The 20,623-nt window shown below is 41.1% G+C and carries 17 protein-coding genes; 6 read left to right on the forward strand and 11 right to left on the reverse strand.

Features of this window, described 5'->3' with window-relative positions:
* Nucleotides 1-31: 31 nt before the first annotated feature.
* The 5 genes from CYAN7822_RS12345 to CYAN7822_RS12365 all read right to left on the reverse strand — a co-directional run bounded on the left by CYAN7822_RS12345 (nt 32) and on the right by CYAN7822_RS12365 (nt 3,570).
* Nucleotides 32-964 carry an FTR1 family iron permease gene (locus tag CYAN7822_RS12345; RefSeq protein ID WP_013322607.1) on the reverse strand — a complete coding sequence of 311 codons (933 nt, stop codon included), beginning with the start codon at nt 962-964 and terminating at the stop codon, nt 32-34.
* 28 nt (nt 965-992) lie between these two features.
* The gene (locus CYAN7822_RS12350) at nt 993-1,427 is read right to left on the reverse strand and encodes a ferritin-like domain-containing protein (RefSeq protein WP_013322608.1); all 435 of its coding nucleotides are present in this window, start codon (nt 1,425-1,427) and stop codon (nt 993-995) included.
* 234 nt (nt 1,428-1,661) lie between these two features.
* Nucleotides 1,662-2,414, reverse strand: coding sequence for a phycobilisome rod-core linker polypeptide (locus CYAN7822_RS12355; protein ID WP_013322609.1), 753 nt, complete (start codon nt 2,412-2,414; stop codon nt 1,662-1,664).
* Nucleotides 2,415-2,577: 163 nt separating this feature from the next.
* Complete coding sequence (locus CYAN7822_RS12360) at nt 2,578-3,174, reverse strand: phycobiliprotein lyase (RefSeq protein WP_013322610.1); 597 nt, start codon at nt 3,172-3,174, stop codon at nt 2,578-2,580.
* A gap of 63 nt (nt 3,175-3,237) precedes the next feature.
* Entirely contained in the window at nt 3,238-3,570 is a 333-nt protein-coding gene (locus CYAN7822_RS12365) for a CU044_2847 family protein (RefSeq protein WP_013322611.1), read from the reverse strand.
* 61 nt (nt 3,571-3,631) lie between these two features.
* On the opposite strand from CYAN7822_RS12365, the gene CYAN7822_RS12370 reads away from it, so the two are divergent.
* On the forward strand, nt 3,632-3,952 hold the full coding sequence (locus CYAN7822_RS12370; protein WP_013322612.1) for a hypothetical protein: 321 nt from the start codon (nt 3,632-3,634) through the stop codon (nt 3,950-3,952).
* A gap of 28 nt (nt 3,953-3,980) precedes the next feature.
* Nucleotides 3,981-8,315, forward strand: a complete 4,335-nt coding sequence (locus CYAN7822_RS34565) for an nSTAND1 domain-containing NTPase (RefSeq protein WP_013322613.1) — start codon at nt 3,981-3,983, stop codon at nt 8,313-8,315.
* 201 nt (nt 8,316-8,516) lie between these two features.
* On the opposite strand, the gene CYAN7822_RS12380 is transcribed toward CYAN7822_RS34565, so the two are convergent.
* From CYAN7822_RS12380 to CYAN7822_RS12400, 5 genes are all read right to left on the reverse strand, one after another.
* On the reverse strand, nt 8,517-9,740 hold the full coding sequence (locus tag CYAN7822_RS12380; RefSeq protein ID WP_216701602.1) for a BaiN/RdsA family NAD(P)/FAD-dependent oxidoreductase: 1,224 nt from the start codon (nt 9,738-9,740) through the stop codon (nt 8,517-8,519).
* Nucleotides 9,741-9,831: 91 nt separating this feature from the next.
* Nucleotides 9,832-10,647, reverse strand: coding sequence for a tetratricopeptide repeat protein (locus tag CYAN7822_RS12385; RefSeq protein WP_013322615.1), 816 nt, complete (start codon nt 10,645-10,647; stop codon nt 9,832-9,834).
* 28 nt (nt 10,648-10,675) lie between these two features.
* The gene (locus CYAN7822_RS12390) at nt 10,676-11,185 is read right to left on the reverse strand and encodes a hypothetical protein (RefSeq protein WP_013322616.1); all 510 of its coding nucleotides are present in this window, start codon (nt 11,183-11,185) and stop codon (nt 10,676-10,678) included.
* 94 nt (nt 11,186-11,279) lie between these two features.
* On the reverse strand, nt 11,280-11,765 hold the full coding sequence (locus CYAN7822_RS12395) for an allophycocyanin subunit alpha-B (protein WP_013322617.1): 486 nt from the start codon (nt 11,763-11,765) through the stop codon (nt 11,280-11,282).
* A gap of 234 nt (nt 11,766-11,999) precedes the next feature.
* Nucleotides 12,000-12,500, reverse strand: a complete 501-nt coding sequence (locus tag CYAN7822_RS12400) for a YbjN domain-containing protein (protein WP_013322618.1) — start codon at nt 12,498-12,500, stop codon at nt 12,000-12,002.
* 155 nt (nt 12,501-12,655) lie between these two features.
* On the opposite strand from CYAN7822_RS12400, the gene CYAN7822_RS12405 reads away from it, so the two are divergent.
* Nucleotides 12,656-13,291 carry a TetR/AcrR family transcriptional regulator gene (locus CYAN7822_RS12405; RefSeq protein ID WP_013322619.1) on the forward strand — a complete coding sequence of 212 codons (636 nt, stop codon included), beginning with the start codon at nt 12,656-12,658 and terminating at the stop codon, nt 13,289-13,291.
* Nucleotides 13,292-13,387: 96 nt separating this feature from the next.
* Nucleotides 13,388-15,769, forward strand: a complete 2,382-nt coding sequence (locus CYAN7822_RS12410; RefSeq protein WP_013322620.1) for a putative PEP-binding protein — start codon at nt 13,388-13,390, stop codon at nt 15,767-15,769.
* 3 nt (nt 15,770-15,772) lie between these two features.
* Here CYAN7822_RS12410 and CYAN7822_RS12415 read toward each other — a convergent pair whose 3' ends face one another.
* On the reverse strand, nt 15,773-17,503 hold the full coding sequence (locus CYAN7822_RS12415; RefSeq protein WP_013322621.1) for a choice-of-anchor I family protein: 1,731 nt from the start codon (nt 17,501-17,503) through the stop codon (nt 15,773-15,775).
* A gap of 149 nt (nt 17,504-17,652) precedes the next feature.
* Between CYAN7822_RS12415 and CYAN7822_RS12420 the strand changes: the two genes are divergently transcribed.
* Together CYAN7822_RS12420 and CYAN7822_RS35670 are read left to right on the forward strand one after the other, a co-directional pair.
* Nucleotides 17,653-18,597: a phosphate/phosphite/phosphonate ABC transporter substrate-binding protein gene (locus CYAN7822_RS12420; RefSeq protein WP_013322622.1), complete on the forward strand. Its 945-nt coding sequence runs from the start codon at nt 17,653-17,655 to the stop codon at nt 18,595-18,597.
* A gap of 5 nt (nt 18,598-18,602) precedes the next feature.
* On the forward strand, nt 18,603-20,606 hold the full coding sequence (locus CYAN7822_RS35670) for a sensor histidine kinase (RefSeq protein WP_013322623.1): 2,004 nt from the start codon (nt 18,603-18,605) through the stop codon (nt 20,604-20,606).
* Nucleotides 20,607-20,623: the final 17 nt, after the last annotated feature.

Here is a 20,623-nt window from a genome sequence, read left to right on the forward strand (position 1 = left end):
CATTTAGGTTTTATATTAACTGTGAATGGGTCTAATTAGCTTTAGTGACAGATGCTTCCTTATTATTGTTACCGAGTCCTATACTCTGAAAATAAGCACCACCGATTATTAGGAGAAAAATCATATAAGCGATCACCTGTCCTAAATAAAGAGTTTGCCGGTAGCCAAACAGAGCTTTTAGGATTATGCCTGGAAACTGGCGATCAGGTAAAATTTCCGAGCCATCCCACACTTGTGGTCCTAATAGACAAGATTCCCTACCGTAAAAACACCATTTAGCATACTGCCAGTTTAACTGAGCGACAAAAGCAACGGCAACATCTAGGTGTTTTAGGACACTAATCACCAATCCGCCTACTATTAATACTAATAAAATTCCCATCATTTGGAAAAACAGACGAATATTAATTTTAATGCCCCATTTAAATAGCAATATTCCCAATGCTGTTGCCGATAATAATCCAGCTATAGCTCCTAGGCTAGTAGGCAGCAGACCTTGTTCAAACTTAGCAATTATAAATAATACTGTTTCAAATCCTTCTCGTACAACCGCAATAAACACCAGCAAAAAAATCCCTTTTCCGGCTTGTTGATTTTGGGCTAATGCTGTTTGTATTGCTCCTTCTACTTCAGCTTTCATGGACTTAGCTTGCTTTGTCATCCACAGCAACATCCAAGTCAACATGATTATGGCAATTAAGCCAAATATTCCTTCTAAAATTTCTTTAATGATGGGGGTGTATTGGCTTTGATAATGATTAAGCCCTTGAAGAATTCCTCCTAAAAGCAATCCTAACATTATGCTGGCCACCACTCCGCCCCCAATTCCTTGATAAACCCAGCGATTTAACTGATTCTGATGGGCTTTTTGAAGGCAGGCTAGGACGATACCCACAACTAAAGCGGCTTCAAATCCTTCCCGTAAAGTAATGAAAAAAGTCGGTAAAGCTGCGCTAAAATCCATTGCTGCCTCATGAACGTTATCGGTTCAATTATACAAAATCTCTTAACATTTTTTTCAGTTCTAGCTGATGGATTTCTTCTTGTCCTATCATTCCTCGGGCAAATTCTTCTAGATAAACACTGGCATCTTTGACCACCTCCAATAGCTCTTTATATAGCTCTAGGGCTTGTTTTTCGTGATTATAGCTTTCTGTCAAAATGCTATGGAGATTATGTTCATAGCTTTCTTCAATAGGAGCCACTTTCAAACTGGGATGTCCTTCTAAACCGGTTAAGATTTCTCCCACTTGTTGAGTGTGGGTGAGGGATTCCGTCGCCTGGGTTTGAAAAAACTGCACAATAGGAATACGATGAGGTCCTGTCACCATCAGCGAGTAATGAGTGTAGCGCACTACTCCCGCTAATTCATATTCCATAATTCTGTTCAGCACTTCAATGGTTTTTTCTCGATCGAGGTCTCTCATATTCGTTACGCTCTCTGATGAGTCTCTATCGTGATTTGACCACTTTCAACCCGTAAATGTCAAGGGAAATTAAAATGAAACGCTGACTTAAAGAATAATTACATGATCTTTAGCTAATGACTATTGACTAATAAGGGGCAGCCACAGATCCACAAGATAATTTATCGCTCAAATCATCCTGCCCATCCACGACTGCCCCTAGCTTAGAGAATTTTAGGGTTAAAAAAACGACTATTAACGGCGGCGAGGTACAGATTTTTCAATATCGATATTCAACGCCGAAACCCGAGGCACAGCAGTACCTTGAGCATTAATGCTACGAGCCATTCCTAAGAATGCAGAAGGATCGCCGGCTTTGGGCTTTTGTTCTTGGGGAATAAAACGACGAATTTCGTTTTGCCAGAGGATTTGAGGGAAGCCCAAAACGCCACGATAGTAACCATCATAGCGGGGAGATTTGATATTAAAGGGACGTTCGCCCTCAGTGCGTCCGGGTAGGATACGACGACGTTGATAGGGAACGGTATCATAACCATAGTTTTCTAGATACTCATCAGAGTTGAGGAGTTCATCTACAAAACCTTTGATTCCTTTGGTGGCTACGACAATTGACCAAGCAATTTTTTCGCGTTCACTGTAAACGTCACGGCCTAGAACCCGTTGTACACACTGCTCAACAAAACGGTAGTTGCTGTTCTTTTCATAAAAGCTGTTTCTGTATGTTTTGGACAGCAACAGTCCTCGGATGAAGTCCCGTACCGTAATCTGCCCGTTACGTACTTGAGATTCTAAAAAGGGTTCACGATCCCACTTAAATGCGTGGAAGAAGATTTGACGATAAGCAGCTTCTATCAACTCGTCCATATCGGTTGGAGAGAGGATATTTTCTGTGGTATAGATTTTAGGCTGCTCTTCTGAGCCAACTTCATATCCGGCAACCCGTGCATTCTGAGATTTGGGTCCGTATTGTAATAGAGGAATAGCCAAGTTAGAACCTCCGTCTTAGTCTTTTTTTTAAACTGTCATCATAAAATCATAAGGGAGTTGGTGTCTATGTTCTGACTATTGTTAAAATTTCTTACAATTTTTAATGGTCTGTCAGGGGTCAGGTGTTTCCCCTCTCTCCCCTTTTTTTCCCGACACCCCACTCTTACCACCCACTGATCGCACAGGAAGGGGTAGCCGCTTCAGTGGATAGGGTTAACTCTGTATTGTCCTCTTGTCCCTGTTGGGAGCGCATTTCTATACAGAATGTGGTTTTGTTTGCCCCCCCAAACCAATTGACGGTGCTAGTTCTCATGCGTACATCAGGACTGGCAAACCAAAAGCGCTCAATAGAGGTCATGGTTTCATATTCGGTGACTAAAACTAACCCGTCTTCTTCGTCCATATGATATTGTCCGGCTACGGGTACGGTTTCGGCATAGCCTCTATCTCTTAACAGCAATCCTTTTTTGGGGTTATCGGCTTCAGGAATTAGCGCAAAAATGGTGGTTCCTTCATGATTTTCGTCTTCTTTGTCCCAAGCCATTGAGCCATCCCAACTGACAAAGGCTCCCCCAACCGCTAAAGCTGGATCTACTTGATGCAGTTGGCAAATTTCTAGTATTTTTGGGTGATCGGCGGCTAAGGCTTCTACATAAATCTTAGAGTCTCCGGTTTCGGTGCGTCTGAAAGCTAGATGATGGGTTGCCCGTTGTGATCGCCACATTCCGGCACTCTTTTGAAAAAATTGCATTGCATCCACTGTCTGTTTACTCCTTGTCGTTCACCTATATTGTTTAATCCTATCAATTTTATGGGTTTCAGGCTATTTGTCTAATTCACATTTTACTTCTATTTCTAAATTTCCTTCTGCGGTTCCTTCGGTAATAAAAGGAATGCCTGCTTTTCCTCCTATTTTAATTCCGAATTTTAGGGTAACTTCTTTGACGTTTGCTGTGGGAAAGTTTTTAAATGCACTTAAAGCATATTCTGTATAATCTCGAATCAGTTGACGAGTTTTATCTATTGTTATTTGCTCCCATCCCATTTCATCAATATCATTTTCATCTATTTCTGATGGTTCGGCAAGGGTTTCTAAGTTAACATCAAGTTCTTCAAGTTGTTGCTCTCTTTGGAAATATAATTTTACTTTTGACATCTGTTTACTCTAATTTTGCTATAATTGATTATAACTTGATTTTTTTTCGGATTTCAAGACCATGAGTGAACAAGATATTAAGGAAATTAAAGAAATATTACTAGCCTTGGATAAAAAAGTTGATGGGTTAGATAAAAAAATTGAAACCGGATTAACTGAAGTGAGAGGAGAGATTAAGCGGCTTGATGAAAAAATAGATAGTCGATTTTCTCAACTCGATCAAAAAATTGATCTTCGATTTGCTCAATTAGAAGAAAAAATGAATGGACTTGATAAGAGATTGGGCAATGAGGAGGTAATTAGCCGCACAGCTTTTGCGACTATTCTTGCCGGAGCCTTGGCCGGATTAATTAAATATTTATTTTTCTCCAATAATCCCTAAATTTTCTTGAGTTCTTAAATTAACTCCTATGGATAGATATGCCCTAGTTATTGGTATTCCCGAATATAATAATTTTACCCCTCTTCCTAAAACCACTAATGATGCTGAAGAAGTCGCAAAATGTCTGGAAAGTTACGGCGGTTTTCAGGTAACTAGAGTTCCGAAAAAAGCTAATCTTAATAAAGATGGCTATGAAATGAAATCCGGTAAAGTCACTTGTGAAGAGTTAAAAAGAGAAATCAGCATTTTTCTTTTAGAAAGAGCAAAAAATAAAAATGCTTTAATTTATTTTACAGGTCATGGCTTTACTCTATATAATTCTTGGGTGGAAAAAAAAATAGGATTTTTAGCCACTTCTGATTGTTCTGTACAAATTCAAAGTAATAACATCATTACACAAGAGCAAGGAATTAATTTAGAAGAGTTCAATGAGTTAATTGCCAAAGCCAATTTAAGTAGTTTAGTTTTATTTTTAGATTGTTGTCATAGCGGCTATTTTATAGAACGTCAATTATTCGAAGCCAGTTTAAGCACATTTAAAACCAAACAAGATTATTATTTAATTACTGCCTGCCGCTCTTTTGAAACAGCAAAAACCGTTAGAAGTCAAGACCATAGCGTATTTTCTGGGGCATTAATTCGGGGACTGTCTCAAGAAAATGCCGATCCAAAGGGTGAAATAAGTTGTGACCGCTTGTTTGATTTTATTGGACGGGAAATCGGACGAAAGTTACAAGAACCGTTGCGGATGGGGGTTGGAGGGTCAATTATTTTAGTTAATCATAAGCCGCTACAAGAAATCCTAGAACCCCTTAAAAAAGACGGTGAGGTAATTTGCCCCTATCAAGGGTTAGAAGCATTTACCAAGGAATCTAAACCTTTCTTTTTTGGACGTAAGCGGCTAGTAGAAAAGATTAAACAAACGCTAGAAGAAAAAAGCTTTGTTCCTTTAATTGGGGCTTCAGGCAGTGGTAAATCTTCGGTTGTGTTAGCGGGTTTAATTCCTTGGTTGGAGGAGGAAAAGTTAGAGAATGGGGGCAAAAGATGGGAAGTCTTAACGCCTATTAAGCCCGGTTTTGAGCCGCTAGTTGAGTTAAGACGAACCCTTAAACCTGTTTTTTCTGGAAGTGAAAAAGAATTAAAAGACTTAATTGAAAATAGCTCATTGCCCCCCTTATTAAGGGGGGTTGGGGGGATCAAATTATTAGTGGTGGATCAGTTTGAAGAAATATTTACAGTTTGCGAGAATGAACTGGAGAGGAAGAGATTTATAGAATTAATTACGGGAGTCAAAGAATTAAATAACCCTCGGTTAGTTGTAGTAACGACCATGAGGGCTGATTTTTTAGACCGATGTTTAGAATATGATTCCTTATATAAATTAATTCAAGAGCAAGCGGTTTATATGCCGCCTTTAAGGGGAATAGAGTTAAGAGAAATCATTACCCAACCCGCTAAACGTCAGGGATACAATATCGAGGAAAACTTGTTAGAGAAATTATTAGACGATGTGGGAAAAGAATCAGGGTTTTTGCCTCTGTTAGAATTTGCCTTAACTCAACTTTGGGAAAAACGAGATCGCCAGCAACCCTTACTCACCCTAAAACAATATGAGAGTTTAGAACAGACTAATATCGCCCCCCTTATTAAGGGGGGTAGGGGGGGATCAGAATCACTCGACGAACCCCAAGAGAAACAAAATAGCGGCTTAAAACAGACCTTAGACCTCTACGCCGAAAAAGTCTATCATTATCGAGATTTTAGCCAAGAAAACCCCACTCAACCCCGAAACCCTCAAGAAAAAGAATGGATCAGATTAATATTCCTGCGGCTAGTACGCACAGGAGAACAGGAAAAAGACACCCGACAGCGCCAAACTAAGGCAACAATTCTCAATATTGCTGGTTCTAATCTTGAACAGCGAGAAGCATTAACAGAATTGATCGAAGGGGAAAGAGGGTTAATTAAAGCGCGTTTGTTAGTGACGGGTAAAGAGTTATCCGATCCTCAACCTTGGATAGATTTAGTGCATGAGGCGTTAATTGAAGGATGGCGCAGGTTTGCCGGGTGGCGACAGCAAGACCGAGATTTACGCAGGTTATGCGATCGCTTAAGAGAGCAATTCCGAGAGTGGCAAAAAAACCTTATAGATGACAATTTGATGATGGGGGGACTGTTGGCGCAGGTTCGACAGCAATGGGAGGAATTACAGCCTTATTTGTTGTCTCCAGATGAGGATAGGCAGTTTTTTGAAGAAAGTGATCGCTATGAACAAGGCAAGACTCGGAAGTTACAAGCGTTCGAGGAGATACAGTTGGAACAGCAAGCGGCTGAGATTCCGGATTTGCTGAAGAGTGAACCTGTACAGGGGTTGGTAGCGGCTATTAAATTGATGGGGGATAATTTAGATAAATTGCCGGAGAAATTGCTGCCTACGGTTCAAACGAGACTGCGGGAGGCGATGGAAATGCCCGGTTGTTTACTTCATGAAGATTCTGTCAATTCAGTGGCTATCAGTGGGGATGGTCAGTTCGTTGTTAGTGGGAGTGAGGATAAAACTGTGCGGGTGTGGGACTTGCATAAGCACTGTTTAGTTGACACTTTTAGGGGTCATGAAGATGCTGTCAATTCAGTGGCTATCAGTGGGGATGGTCAGTTCGTTGTTAGTGGGAGTCGGGATAAAACCGTGCGGGTGTGGGACTTGCATACCCTCTCTTTAGTTCACACTTTTACGGGTCATGAAAATTCTGTCTGTTCAGTGGCTATCAGTGAGGATGGTCAGTTCGTCGTTAGTGGGAGTTGGGATAAAACCATGCGGGTGTGGGACTTGCATACCCTCTGTTTAGTTCACACTTTTACGGGTCATGAAAGTTATGTCAAGACAGTGGCTATCAGTGAGGATGGTCAGTTCGTCGTTAGTGGGAGTTGGGATAAAACCGTGCGGGTGTGGGACTTGCATACCCTCTCTTTAGTTCACACTTTTACGGGTCATCAAAGTTATGTCGATTCAGTAGCTATCAGTCAGGATGGTCAGTTCGTCGTTAGTGGGAGTAGGGATAAAACCGTGCGGGTGTGGGACTTGCATACCCTCTCTTTAGTTCACACTTTTACGGGTCATCAAAGTTCTGTCTATTCAGTGGCTATCAGTCAGGATGGTCAGTTCGTCGTTAGTGGGAGTGAGGATAATACCGTGCGGGTGTGGGACTTGCATACCCTCTGTTTAGTTCACACTTTTACAGGTCATGAAAGAGCTGTCTATTCAGTCGCTATCAGTGATGATGGTCAGTTCGTTATTAGTGGGAGTTCTGATAATACCGTGTGGGTGTGGGACTTGCATACCCTCTCTTTAGTTCACACTTTTACGGGTCATGAAAGTTATGTCTATTCAGTGGCTATCAGTGAGGATGGTCAGTTCGTCGTTAGTGGGAGTAAGGATAAAACCGTGCGGGTGTGGGACTTGCGTAACCTCTGTTTAGTTCACACTTTTACGGGTCATGAACGTTCTGTCGATACAGTAGCTATCAGTCAGGATGGTCAGTTCGTTGTTAGTGGGAGTTCTGATAATACCCTGCGGGTGTGGGACTTGCATACCCTCTCTTTAGTTCACACTTTTACGGGTCATGAAAGTTCTGTCTATTCAGTGGCTATCAGTGAGGATGGTCAGTTCGTCGTTAGTGGGAGTGAGGATAATACCCTGCGGGTGTGGGACTTGCGTAACCTCTGTTTAGTTCACACTTTTACGGGTCATGAACGTTCTGTCGATACAGTAGCTATCAGTGAGGATGGTCAGTTCGTCGTTAGTGGGAGTTCTGATAAAACCGTGCGGGTGTGGGACTTGCATACCCTCTCTTTAGTTCACACTTTTACGGGTCATGAAAGTTCTGTCTATTCAGTGGCTATCAGTGAGGATGGTCAGTTCGTCGTTAGTGGGAGTTCTGATAAAACCGTGCGGGTGTGGGACTTGCATACCCTCTCTTTAGTTCACACTTTTACGGGTCATGAACGTTCTGTCGATACAGTGGCTATCAGTGAGGATGGTCAGTTCGTCGTTAGTGGGAGTTGGGATAAAACCGTGCGGGTGTGGGACTTGCATACCCTCTCTTTAGTTCACACTTTTACGGGTCATCAAAGTTCTGTCTATTCAGTAGCTATCAGTGAGGATGGTCAGTTCGTCGTTAGTGGGAGTGAGGATAAAACTGTGCGGGTGTGGCGCGTCCGTTGGCAGGACAATCTCAAGATTTGCTGCGATCGCTTGCGGCATCATCCCGTCTTCCAAAACCCCGAACCAGGAACTCCTGAAGCGGCGGCTTTTCTCACTTGTCAAAGGTATGCGTGGAATGATGAACCCTCGAACTTATCTTAAGGTGGTGATCCCCCCAACCCCCCTTAATAAGGGGGGCTTATTGATTGATTTAGCCCGCGTAGGCGGGCTTTGTTCGTATAGCCCCACCCTTCAGGGTGAGGGAACATCAAAGAATAATCTCTCAATAACAAAGATTGTGGTCGGCACAATCAGGATTTTTCCGTATGATATTAAAATTTAACTCCTGTGCCCACCCTACAATTACTTAACCCCCATCGCCTGACCCGCCAACCAAGCGGTAGTCCAAGCGCTTTGAAAATTAAACCCACCGGTCACCCCATCAATATCCAACACCTCACCAGCAAAATACAACCCTTTACAGACCTTACTTTCCATCGTCTTAAAATCAACCTCTTTCAAACTCACCCCGCCACAAGTAACAAACTCCTCTTTAAAAACCCCTTTCCCCTCAATCTTATAAACCCCCTGAGTCAATTCTTGCACCAATAAATTTAACCCCTTCTTCGATAACTCAGCCCAAGGAACCTCCGAATTAATCTCACAAAAACTAACCAACCGTTGCCAGAAACGCTTAGGTAAATTAAAAGGACAATAACTAAAAACCTTCCGCTTCGGCTCAGAAGATTTAACTTTCAATAAAGCCTGCCGCAGCGTCTCAGAATTATACTCAGGTAGCCAATTAATCATCAAAGACAACTTATAACGATGATCGTGTAAAACCCTTGCTCCCCAAGCCGATAACTTTAATACCGCAGGGCCACTCAGTCCCCAATGAGTAATCAATAAAGGGCCTTGTTGTTCAAACTTTTCTTTACCCGTCTCCAGTAATTTTAGATGAACATTCTCTACACTAATTCCCGCTAAATCTTTTAAGCGAGGGTCAGGAATATTAAAGGTAAATAAAGAAGGAACCGGCGGTTCTATAGTATGCCCTAACTCTTTTGCCCAACGATACCCCAACGGGTTACTTCCTGTGGCAATTAAAAGCCGATCACAGGGGATTTCCTGATCCGTTTTTAATCCTACCTCAAAATACCCCTCCTCGCGGCGAATAGCCTTAACCGGCGTACCCGTGCGGACAATAACCTCAGCCTCTCTAGCCGCCTCAATTAAACAATCTACAATGGTCTGAGAATCATCTGTAACGGGAAACATTCGCCCATCGGCCTCAGTTTTCAACTTTACCCCATGAGCGGCAAACCAAGCCACTGTATCCTTGGGTTGAAAACGGGTAAAACAACTCCGTAACGCCTTACCCCCTCGAGGATAAAATTGAATTAACTGAGCCGCCTCAAAACAGTGATGAGTGACATTACATCTCCCCCCGCCGGAGATACTCACCTTGGTTAACGGGTTACGCCCCGCTTCCAGTAAAATTACCTGGGTGTGAGGATGATTTACAGCACAACTAATTGCTCCAAAAAAACCAGCCGCACCACCGCCTATTACAACACAACGCAAAATTTAAACATTAATTTTTCTAACTTCCTTTTTATTCTAGCTTTAGTCATTGGTCATTAGTGGTTAGTCAATCGTCTAAAATAGGCGGCTAACACTAATTTTGATTATTTTGATTGGGAATGAGTGGATTATTTTGAGGACTTTCACCCGGAAGAGGAGCCGGAATCACTGGATTACTTTGAGGACTTGAACTCGGAACAGGAACGGGAAGCGGCTGATTTTTTTGTGCCGTTGCTTGTTGAATCTGACTAATGGCTAATTTTAACTTTTCATCATCCGGATAAAACTTTTGTAACTTTTTCATCACTTCTAGAGCGCCGGGTAAATCATTTGTTTGAAGATGAAGTTGTGCCAATATTTGAAGATATTGAGGATTTTCTGGGTCTGATTGAGCCAATTTTTCCACTTGTTTTTCTAAATTTTTTGAGCCTGACACATTATTAGTTTGTCGATAAAGTTGGGTCAAAATAATTAAATATTGTGGATTTTTTGGGTCTGATTGAGCCAATTTTTCCACTTTAGGTTGTAATTCTGCCGCCCCTGATATGTCATTTATTTTTTGATAAAGTTGGGTTAAAACGCCTATATATTGTAGATTAGCAGGGTCTATAGTATGAAGTTTTTTAACCGGTTCAATGGCTCCCGGAAAATCTTGTAAACCCAGTCGTGCTTCTGCCAATCCTTGAAGGGCACTAACATTATTAGGTTCTCGTTTTAAAACTTCCTCATAACCTTGAGCAATTTGTTTTAACTGTTGTGCTTGCCCAGAAACCTTGGATGTGGTTTGTGTTGAGGACTTATTGCCTTTAAACATATCGAGCATAGGAAATACCATAAAAGACACAAGAGCCAATCCTGAAACGATGGCAAAAATCCGTAAAAAAACCTTTGATTTTAATTTTTCCAACATAAATTTTTCAAAGAAATAAGCAGAACCTTTATAGACTAAGGGGTCGTCCCAACTGAGTAAATAGCCATATACCCACAAGAAAACTACCAAGACTCATTAAAGACAAAAGCAAATAAGACTGCCAAGTGTTACAACCTGCGTCTTGAAGCCCTAATCTAGCGAGAATAGCCGCAGATACCAACAACAACAAGTGAAGAAAATACTGTAGGAAGACAACCACCATCACCACAGCAAAAGACCAAGCTAAAACAGAAAACATTGCTCTAATATCAGATTTTAGCGGACTCCCCACAAAAAAAGTAATGATGGCTACGGGTGCCGTCAAGCCAAAGGTAATCAATAAAATAATAATCGCTGAGAAAATATACAGAAAAATTGAGTATAGTTCTTCTTGGACTCCCCATCCCAACCCTTTTCCTTGTTCAGCTAACCAATGACTCCAAGCAACGCTAAATTCAGAAACATACCACCCGAAAATAGAATAGGTAGTAAAAAGTAAGATCAAAGAGAGCCAAGGAAACTTTTTCAACCAAAACATTTAGTTTAAAACCAATAAACACCGAAGTCTGAATTCCGAAAGAGATCATCTACCCCTTTTCAGACTTCAGACTCCATAAGTGGGGAATAATAGACTATGACATCTCTTGAATGATGTAATCAAAATAGGGAGCCGCCTCCGTTGCATCTTCAGAGTTGAGTAAGCCTAAAGCCGCATCTTTTAAGCAACGGATCGCTTCAACCATGCCGGGCACTGGAACATTGAGGGAATTATACATTTCTTTAACCCCAATTAACCCGATTTTTTCAATGGGTTCTTTGTTCCCACAGAGAATTCCATAGGTAATCAGGCGCAAGTACCAGCTATAGTCCCGTAAACATTGGTTGTATTGACGTTGACCATAAGCATTACCACCAGGCGCTCTAAAATCAGGGCGCTTTCTAAATAGCTGCTTTTGGGCTTGGTCAACAATCTTCTTATCATTTTCTGCCAGCGTCTCAGCAATGCGGATGCGTTGTTGTCCGCTTGCTAAGAATTTCTCGATGCCTGCCAGTTCGCCACTACTGGGATACCGGAGTTCGTCGTCTGCTTTGAGAATAACTTGACTAACTACGCTCATACTATCAAGATCAATTTAATAACATTATGTAGTTTATCCTGAGTTGAGGTCTATCTAGACAACTGTGTGCCCAGAAGCTTAATGGGTGTCTCCTAAGACTCTAAGCCAGGTGGAGTCACCAACTCAGCATTAAAAGAGCGTTCGGCTACTTTGGGATGAGCTTCTAGGCTCTGATTCTGTAATTTTTCTTCACAATCGAGCAACTCATGACTAATGACTCATGACTAATGACTACTAAGCATTGCCTCCAAACTCTTCTTTTAAAGCTTCATCATGATCATCAGCAATAGTAGCCACTAAGGTAATGGCGCGGGAAATTTCGCCGGGGGAAAGATCAGCCACCGTTCGCTGATAGAGAACTACCACCTGGTCATTGATTAAAGCAAAACGGGTTTCAAAGGTTTCTGACCAATTCATTTCCAGTATCTTACGCATGAGTCCGGGTTCATCGGAGGCCGGTAATTTCAACACATTAGCCCAGACCGTCAATAAATCTTCGTCTTTTTCTCCTGATAATTGGACAAAAACCTCGACACTGCCATACTGAAACCGCCACAGGGGGCCTCGTTCAGTATGACTCACCATTGCGCTCTCATTTTGCTCTAGACTAGAAATCACCGTTTCAATGACCTCTTGATGGCTAGTCTCAGCAATTTCTTCATCAATATAAGCTTGTAAGCTTTCAGAGTCTTGGGGTTGATTTTCTGTGGGTGTTTCTAAATTGGCGTTAGTCATGGTGATTAATGATAAATTTTATTTAGGTTGATATTGCTCCTATTCCCTATTGTGATCATAAGAACAACATTTTATGAAGAATCTCTGTAATAGGAGAGATTAATCAGAGAAAATAACTTTACGGTATTTAGGGAAATTAATTTCCATTTAAAGCTATGCCAGGGATTCCCATACGACCACTAGAGTTGGATAACCCAACAATGACAGAAGATGATACTCGTACTCGTATTTTAACCGCAGCACTGCGCTTATTTGCCTCAAAAGGCTTCGAGGGAACCACCACTAAAGATTTAGCTACAGCGGCCGGGGTGGCTGAGGGCACCTTGTTTCGTCACTTTACCAATAAAAAAGCCATTCTCATTGAAATAGCCACCAAGGGCTGGGTAGATATTTTAACCGATTTACTGACGGAATTGAGTGAGATGGGCAGTTATAAAGCCGTAGCCCAGGTAATGCGACGACGTATGCTACGAGTTCGAGAAAATAGTAATTTATTGCGGGTCTGTTTTATTGAAGCTCAATTTCATCCGGAATTACGCGAGCGTATTCAGTCTGAAGTGATTGCTAAAATGACTGATGTGGCTGAGGCGTTTTTTCAAACGGCCATGGACAGAGGAATTTATCGTCAGATGAATCCTAAAATTGTGGCTCAAGTGTTTTTGGGAATGTTTGCGATCGCCGGCTTTTCTAATCAAACCATTATCCAACCAGATGCTTCTCCGGCGGCCCTCCAAGAAATGGCCGAAGGGATCGCTGATATTTTTCTGCATGGAGTTTTAACTCAAGAATAACTTGAATTTTGCCCTAAGAGATCGTTAGAATACTTCCTATATGTTTGGGATTTCCATTCTACTTGTTTTAATTTCCACTTAGCTTAGGGTTAAGTTTTGGATGACTCTATTTACTGGCTAGATCGCATTGCACCGTCAGAACGTCTTCTTGTTGGAGAAAAAGCTTTTATTTTGAGCCAACTTCATCAAAAAGGATTTCCGGTTCTGCCAGGTTTTGTTATCAGTTCTATGGCCTTTCATCAATTCTTAGAACAACTCAATGACTCAGCATCCCTCCTAGCGGATTTTCCCGCGTCTTCGCTTTATCTTAATGTAGATAACCCCCAAGCTTTACAATTAGTGGCTAGACAAAGTCGTCAAACCATTCTCCGTCAAAATTTGTCGGCTCAATGGCTTTCTTCTTTAAAAAGAGCCGCCGACGGGTTAAACTCTCCGACGCTGATTTTAAGGGCTTCGATTGCTATTCCTCTAGAAATTTCTTCAGGAGCAACCGGTCTATTGCCTTCTCAAGTCTGCTGCAATACTTCAGAAGAGTTAGAATTAGCCCTTAAAAAACTTTGGTCTCAATTATTTAGCTCTAAAAGTTTATTTTATTGGCAACGGATGGGGGTAGGATTAGAGAAGGTTCATCTTGCTGTTTTAGTACAACCCATTACCAATGCGATCGCTGCCGGTGTCGCCTATCTTGAAGCTGATTACTACAGGGTACAAGCTTCATGGGGTCTAGGCCATAGCCTTTTACAAGGAGAAGTCTTACCCGATTTTTATCAGATTATTGCCTCAACAGCAAGAGTACAAAGTCAGCAGTTAGGCAATAAAACTCGCGGCTATCGTTTAAGCACTCAACCTTCATCAGCTTTATCAGCCAACAGTTGTTTAGAAGCTTACCAACTGAGTCAGGAAGAACAAACAAATTATTGTTTAAATGAAAATTTAATCGTAAAATTAAATCAAATTTTACAACAAATAAACCCCAAAATTTATCAAGTTATAGAATGGACATTAACTCAATTACCACAGGATTTTGAGCCACAATTTTATATCAATCAAGCCGATTTAAATGGATCGGAAACTTTATTAAATAATCTAGCTAACTCTGAGCTAATAATGACGGATTCAGCCCCTATTTTAACAGGATTGCCAGCCTCAACAGGAATAATTTATGCTCTGACTTATGTGTTAACCGACCTGGAAAGCTCTTGGAAAAATATTCCCGAAAAAAAAATTTTAGTTGCTAAAAACATTAGCCCAGAGTGGCTACCCGGCTTAAAACAAACTGTAGGAATTATTGTGGAAGAGGGAGGGCTAACCAGTCATGCGGCTATTATCGCGAGAGAATTGGGGATTCCTGCCCTCGTGAGTGCCACCGGAGCCACTGAATTACTGAAAACCGGCGAATTTATTCAGCTTGATGGAGAGCGAGGAGAAGTTTATCGTGAGTCAGCCAAGCTGAAAGAACAACCGAGAAAAAATGAAAAAGAAACCCAAATAATTACACAATCCTTTATTGCTAATTATCCTATTGGCACTCGATTAATGGTCAACCTGAGTCAAACGACTTCTATTACTAAAGCCGTCAGCTTACCGGTTGATGGAATAGGATTATTACGCTCAGATTTAATGTTATTAGAATTATTGAGTGAACAACCTCTCGAAACCTGGTTACATCCTCAGCAAAAAACACGCTTGATTGAACAATGGAGTCAATTAATTAATCAGTTTGCGGTTCCTTTTGCACCCCGTCCTGTATTTTACCGTTCTCTAGACTGGGGTGCAGAACGCGTTCCGCACTGGGGCCGCGAAGCAGTGGGCGACTTGACCACTCTTAAATATCATCGTTTTCAACAAACAATCATGCAGTCGGCAAAGAGTTCCCGACCCCACTCAATATTAGGAAACCGAGGCACTTTAAGCTATCGCTTAGATCCGGTTTTATTTGATTTAGAGTTACAAGCTTTAGAACAAGTATATGAGTCTGGAAATAAAAATGTAAATCTAATTTTGCCTTTTGTGAGGAGTGTAGAAGAATTTAAATTTTGTCGGAGTCGGATAGAAAAAACCCAGTTAACACAACAACAATCTTTTCAACTCTGGATTATGGCAGAAGTTCCTTCTGTGATTTTTTTACTACCGGAATATATCGCCGCAGGAGTACAAGGAATTGCCATCGGAACGAATGATTTAACTCAGTTAGTCTTAGGAGTAGATCGAGAAGAAGGAAAATTAAGCCAAGAGTATAATGCAACTCATCCTGCCATGTTAGCAGCCTTAAAACAAATCATTACTCAAGCTAGAACAGGAGGAATCCCTTGCTCTATTTGTGGACAAGCACCGGTACAATATCCCGAACTGATTGATTATCTCATCAGTTGGGGAATCACTTCTATTTCTGTAGAACCGGAAGCCGTAGAAAAAATTTATCATAGTATTAGCCGTGCTGAACAGCGTCTGATTTTAGAAAAGAGTCGCATTAATTAATACTTATTTTTTTCTCCTTTTATTGCCGAATAAAAAAGCGGCAGCACTTAAAGCTCCCAACATAATTGAAGGTTCCGGAACCACCGCTTCATAGATAGTAGTTGTGCCACTAACCTCATTCGTAGCTACCAGCAAAGCCCTGCCATTAGGACTATCTTTTGGATCGATCCACAATAATCCTTCAGGACCTAAATCGCCCGCCGCCACTGATTTAGGATCGGCTAAAAAATTGCGGTTATTAACGTAGTTGAGAAACACAGGATTTTTTGGGTCAGTAATATCATAAGTCATTATTCCTCCAATGCGTTCTAAACCAATAAAAGCCAGAGTACGTCCTGCCAATGTTCCGATGGTAAGTGCTTCAGGTTCAGGACCTTTATTGTCGCTACGATTATCAAAGTTGTTTGCAGTGTTATTAGAGTTAAAGAAAGAATTAGCCGGAGCGAAAATTTTAGGGTTAGCAGTAATTTTCTCAAACTGATCCCCACTATCAAACTCTTGAGGCAGTGGACTGTTAGAGTTTAGAGTGTCTGGAACTTGCCAAATCGAAAAAGAGCGTCCACCAAAAGCATAAAGTTCACTATAAACTTTATCTAACTGACCATCTCCATCAACATCTTTAAACGTATAACCGAGAGTATTAGTAACCAGTAAAGGGCCTATTTCTAAGTCGGATTGAAGTTGTGCCGCATTGGGGAAAACAGTTGGATCAAGCTTTAAATTTTTAACTTGCACCTCTTCGTTAAAACCTGGATCATATTGTCGGGCATCCCCTTCATTAGCGGTAACGAGATAGGTTTTACCATTGACGGTATAAGTTGCCAGATTATCGGGTTGATACATCCCAAACAGATGAGCATAATTCTGGATATTGATCTTACCATCCTTATCACTGCCATCTAAACCGTTTCCAGGCAAGTTGTGATTTTTATAACCGAGTCCTACCACTTTCTCAAAAAGTCCTGTACCCAGATTGAGAAAACCAATCGCATTATTCTCCTGTAACGTCACCCAAGCGTAGTTAGAATCTGCTGAAACCGCAATGTATTCCGGTTCAAGGTCTAACTCGGGATGGGCGGCATTGGGTCCAAAGGTTCGCACAGGTCCCAATAAAGGCACCCCATTAAAACCAGCAATTTTGACCTGAAAAGTAGAAACATCAATGATACTGACAGAACCGGGTAGATCTACTGTATAGTCATTGTTCGGTTCTCCTTCATCAGCCGTTAGCAATTTGCTCCCATCAGGCGTAAAAGTGATCATATCTGTTCCTGCACCGACGCTAACGACGCTAACCGGGTTAAGCAAGGAGTTATTGGTGTTGAAGAATTTTACCGTGCTATTCGGTTGAGTCCCTACATTTTTCAGCGATGCGGCTAACATTCCTGTGGTACTGTTAAAAGCCACGCTGGTGAGTCTGCCAGCATTTGTATCAAAATTGATCTGTGATATTTTAGAGGGTGTAGTGGGATTGCTAATGTTGAGGATATCGATGGTATTGGTAGCCGCATTAGTCACAAAAAGACGATTGTTCTTTGGGTCGTAAGCTGAGATTTCCGAACCCCCCTGATTAAAATAACCAGAAGAGTAGGTGCCAAGTACCTTCAGATTAAACGCTGAAGCGGGAGCCGTCAATACTCCCAGTAAAATCGCTGATTGTCCTAGGGCCGGTAGCCATTTTGACAGAGTGTTTTGTAAAATACGCTGCTCCTTTGGTGAGGTTCTCGGTTTCATGTGGGTAGCTCCTAAAAATTTTTGATCACAAGATTGGTTTTGATTATGATCAGGTCATAATCTGAAAGAATTTTATCTTTTAACCCTTATAGCTGTCAGCTTTTTGGGTTTCGTGGTCAAACCATAACATTAGAATGAGGAAAAAGACAATGTTCGCTAGATTACTTAATCAGCTTTGCGCTATAGCTTGTTTAATAGCTTTAGTCGGTTGTAATCAACAATCTCCCTCAGCAACTCCCCTAAATTCTCCTTCTCCTGCTTCTTTGACGGTTCCTAAAGGAAAAATCGTCATTGCCGATGTTTCTCAAACTCCCTCAAAAAAATTTGAAAGATTTCAACCGATGGCCGACTATATAGCCAGCCAATTACATCAATTTGGCATCGGTGTGGGAGAAGTCAGAATTGCTCAAGACTTTGAAACTGTGGCTAATTGGATCAAAAAAGGTGACGTAGATATATATTTTGATAGCCCTTATCCGGCCATGAGAGTTAAACAATTGTCTGGTGCTTTACCCATCTTGCGGCGTTGGAAGAACGGACAAGATAGCTACTTCGGCATCATCATTATCAGGGCTAACAGTGGCATCTATTCTGTCAAAGATTTGCTGGGAAAAACCATTGCCTTTGAAGAACCGGTCTCAACATCAGGATACTTTTTGCAATTAGGTTATCTTTTTCAATCAGGTCTTAATGTAGTACAAAAACAATCATTGGACAAGTCCGTGCCAGCCAATAAAGTTGGCTATGTTTTTAGTGAGGATGATGAAAATACCATTCAATGGGTGATTAATGGCAAAGTTGACGCAGGCGCTACTGATGGAGTTCTGTTCGAAACTGTTCCCGAAGAAAGCCGTAAGGCGATGAAAATTCTGGCAAAAACTGATAAAATAGCTCGAAATATCGTATTGATTAAGCCTAAAATGAAACCCGAACAGGCGGCAGCTATAAAATCTATACTAATTAATATGGATAAAACTGAGGAAGGCAAAAAAATCTTAAATATCTTTGAGAAGACTACTAAATTTGATGAATATCCCGTTAAAGCTGATCTAGATAAGATGCAACAGCTATATGATCGGATTAAAGCCCAATAATTTCTATGAGGAAACGAAATCCTAGAAACGGTTCTCTTGCCACGCGCCTGACTATAGCTATGACGACTTTAGTCATTTTTGCTATAACCAGTGTTACCCTTTTATCCCTTCGTCGTCAGCAAGAAACCTTTCAGGCAGAACTCCAACAGCAAGCTGAAATTTTATTAAATACCTTAGTGGTAACCAGTGCCGATCCCCTTTATTTTTTAGATGTTTCTTTTCTCAAGGAATTAATGGGAGAACTCGGAGAAGATAAGGTTTTAGTCGCTGGCTATGTTTATGACAAAGATGGCCGGATTTTGGCGGATGCTCATCATGCAGGCATTTTAACCTATGGCGTTAAACCCAATGCTTTTGGGCAACAACTCGTCAAAAGTCCACATATACAGTTTTTCTGGCAACAAGATCGATTAATAGCAGGGAAAGCCGTTTTTTTGGGACATCAAACAGTGGGGGCTGTGAGTGTAGGGCTATCCACTGAACCATTAAAAGCGAAAATGAATGCTGTGCGAGACCAAGGAATTGCTGTAGCCCTAGCCGCCGCTTTGATCGGGACTTTCATTTCTTTGCTCTTAAGCCGCTCGATCACAGAACCGTTAAAACAAATGACAGGAGCAACACAACGTTTAGCGGGGGGAGATTTAAGTCAAACCATCTCCATTAATACCAATGACGAACTGGCTGTCTTAGCTGATTCTTTTAATAGTATGACGTTTCAGTTGAGAAATTTAATTGACGGCATTCAGCATCGGGCAGAACAGTTACGACAAAGTGAGGGAAAAAATCGAGCTTTGCTCAATGCCATTCCGGATTTAATTCTGTTGTTAAATCAACAAGGAATTGTGCTAGATTGTAAATATAAAAGTCTTAAAGAAAATTCCTTGCCCGCTAATTTTGAAGAGATTATTGGGAAAACTGTCCAAGAGGTCTTTGCCCCATCCATCGCTGAGTTATTACTTTACTATACCCATAATGCTCTCATTAATGATGAACTACAAATTTTTGAGTATGAACAATTGCTCAAAGATAAAAAACATTATTATGAAGCCCGAATTATGGTGAGTGGTCGAAAAGAGGTACTCACTCTCATCCGCGACATTACCAAAAACAAATTAGCCCAGGCCCAATGGCAACAGGCTAAAGAAGCCGCCGAAGCGGCTAACCATGCTAAAAGTGCTTTTCTGGCCAGTATGAGCCATGAGTTACGCACGCCCTTAAATGGGATTCTCGGCTTAAGTCAGCTATTGCTAGAAGATGCTGAAGAAGAGGGCTATATAGAGTTTATTGATGACCTAAAGCAAATTCATCAATCGGGTCTTCATTTACTGTCTTTAATTGAGGATATTCTCGATATTTCTAAAATTGAAGCCGGCAAAATGACTCTTTATCCAGAAACCTTTGATCTGCCGGTGTTAATTAACGAGGTTAAAAATACTATTCAACCTTTGATCAAAAAAAATAATAATACTCTAGAAGTGAAATTGAGCAATGCTCTTGGTGCTATGGTAGCTGACCGCAAAAGAGTCAAGCAGATCTTATTAAATCTCCTGAGTAATGCGGCTAAATTTACTGATCATGGACAAATTATTTTGACAGTAACTCGTCAAGAAAAAGATCATTTAATAACAGCAGAATCTTCTCCTCAAACCAATGGAAATCAATCCCCGAAAATGAATCAGATTAACGGTTACGCTTCACCCCCTACTCAGGCCACTGTTAGTGACATTAGTGCATCTTCAGATTGGGTCATTTTTTCTATATCTGATACCGGCATCGGCATGACTACAGAACAAATGAACAAGATTTTTCAACCTTTTGTACAGGCTGATAGTTCCACAACGAAAAAGTACGGCGGAACCGGCTTAGGATTATCAATTTGTCAGCGTTTTTGTGAAATGATGGGAGGAAGTATTAGCGTAAACAGTGAAGTTGCCGTTGGCTCTACTTTTAGCGTCAGTTTGCCGACAAGAGTCAGTCAGTTAGTAGAAACTTACTCCGGATTTAATTAAAATAAGCTAAAATTTGT

This window comes from Gloeothece verrucosa PCC 7822 (genome assembly GCF_000147335.1).
Lineage (GTDB): Bacteria > Cyanobacteriota > Cyanobacteriia > Cyanobacteriales > Microcystaceae > Gloeothece > Gloeothece verrucosa.

Excerpts from the sequence above, each read along its gene's own strand:
- CYAN7822_RS12345 (WP_013322607.1), bottom strand. The coding sequence starts at position 964 with ATGGATTTTAGCGCAGCTTTACCGACTTTTTTCATTACTTTACGGGAA.
- CYAN7822_RS12350 (WP_013322608.1), bottom strand. The coding sequence starts at position 1,427 with ATGAGAGACCTCGATCGAGAAAAAACCATTGAAGTGCTGAACAGAATT.
- CYAN7822_RS12365 (WP_013322611.1), bottom strand. The coding sequence starts at position 3,570 with ATGTCAAAAGTAAAATTATATTTCCAAAGAGAGCAACAACTTGAAGAA.
- CYAN7822_RS12370 (WP_013322612.1), top strand. The coding sequence starts at position 3,632 with ATGAGTGAACAAGATATTAAGGAAATTAAAGAAATATTACTAGCCTTG.
- CYAN7822_RS34565 (WP_013322613.1), top strand. The coding sequence starts at position 3,981 with ATGGATAGATATGCCCTAGTTATTGGTATTCCCGAATATAATAATTTT.
- CYAN7822_RS12385 (WP_013322615.1), bottom strand. The coding sequence starts at position 10,647 with ATGTTGGAAAAATTAAAATCAAAGGTTTTTTTACGGATTTTTGCCATC.
- CYAN7822_RS12390 (WP_013322616.1), bottom strand. The coding sequence starts at position 11,185 with ATGTTTTGGTTGAAAAAGTTTCCTTGGCTCTCTTTGATCTTACTTTTT.
- CYAN7822_RS12395 (WP_013322617.1), bottom strand. The coding sequence starts at position 11,765 with ATGAGCGTAGTTAGTCAAGTTATTCTCAAAGCAGACGACGAACTCCGG.
- CYAN7822_RS12400 (WP_013322618.1), bottom strand. The coding sequence starts at position 12,500 with ATGACTAACGCCAATTTAGAAACACCCACAGAAAATCAACCCCAAGAC.
- CYAN7822_RS12405 (WP_013322619.1), top strand. The coding sequence starts at position 12,656 with ATGCCAGGGATTCCCATACGACCACTAGAGTTGGATAACCCAACAATG.
- CYAN7822_RS12415 (WP_013322621.1), bottom strand. The coding sequence starts at position 17,503 with ATGAAACCGAGAACCTCACCAAAGGAGCAGCGTATTTTACAAAACACT.
- CYAN7822_RS12420 (WP_013322622.1), top strand. The coding sequence starts at position 17,653 with ATGTTCGCTAGATTACTTAATCAGCTTTGCGCTATAGCTTGTTTAATA.
- CYAN7822_RS35670 (WP_013322623.1), top strand. The coding sequence starts at position 18,603 with ATGAGGAAACGAAATCCTAGAAACGGTTCTCTTGCCACGCGCCTGACT.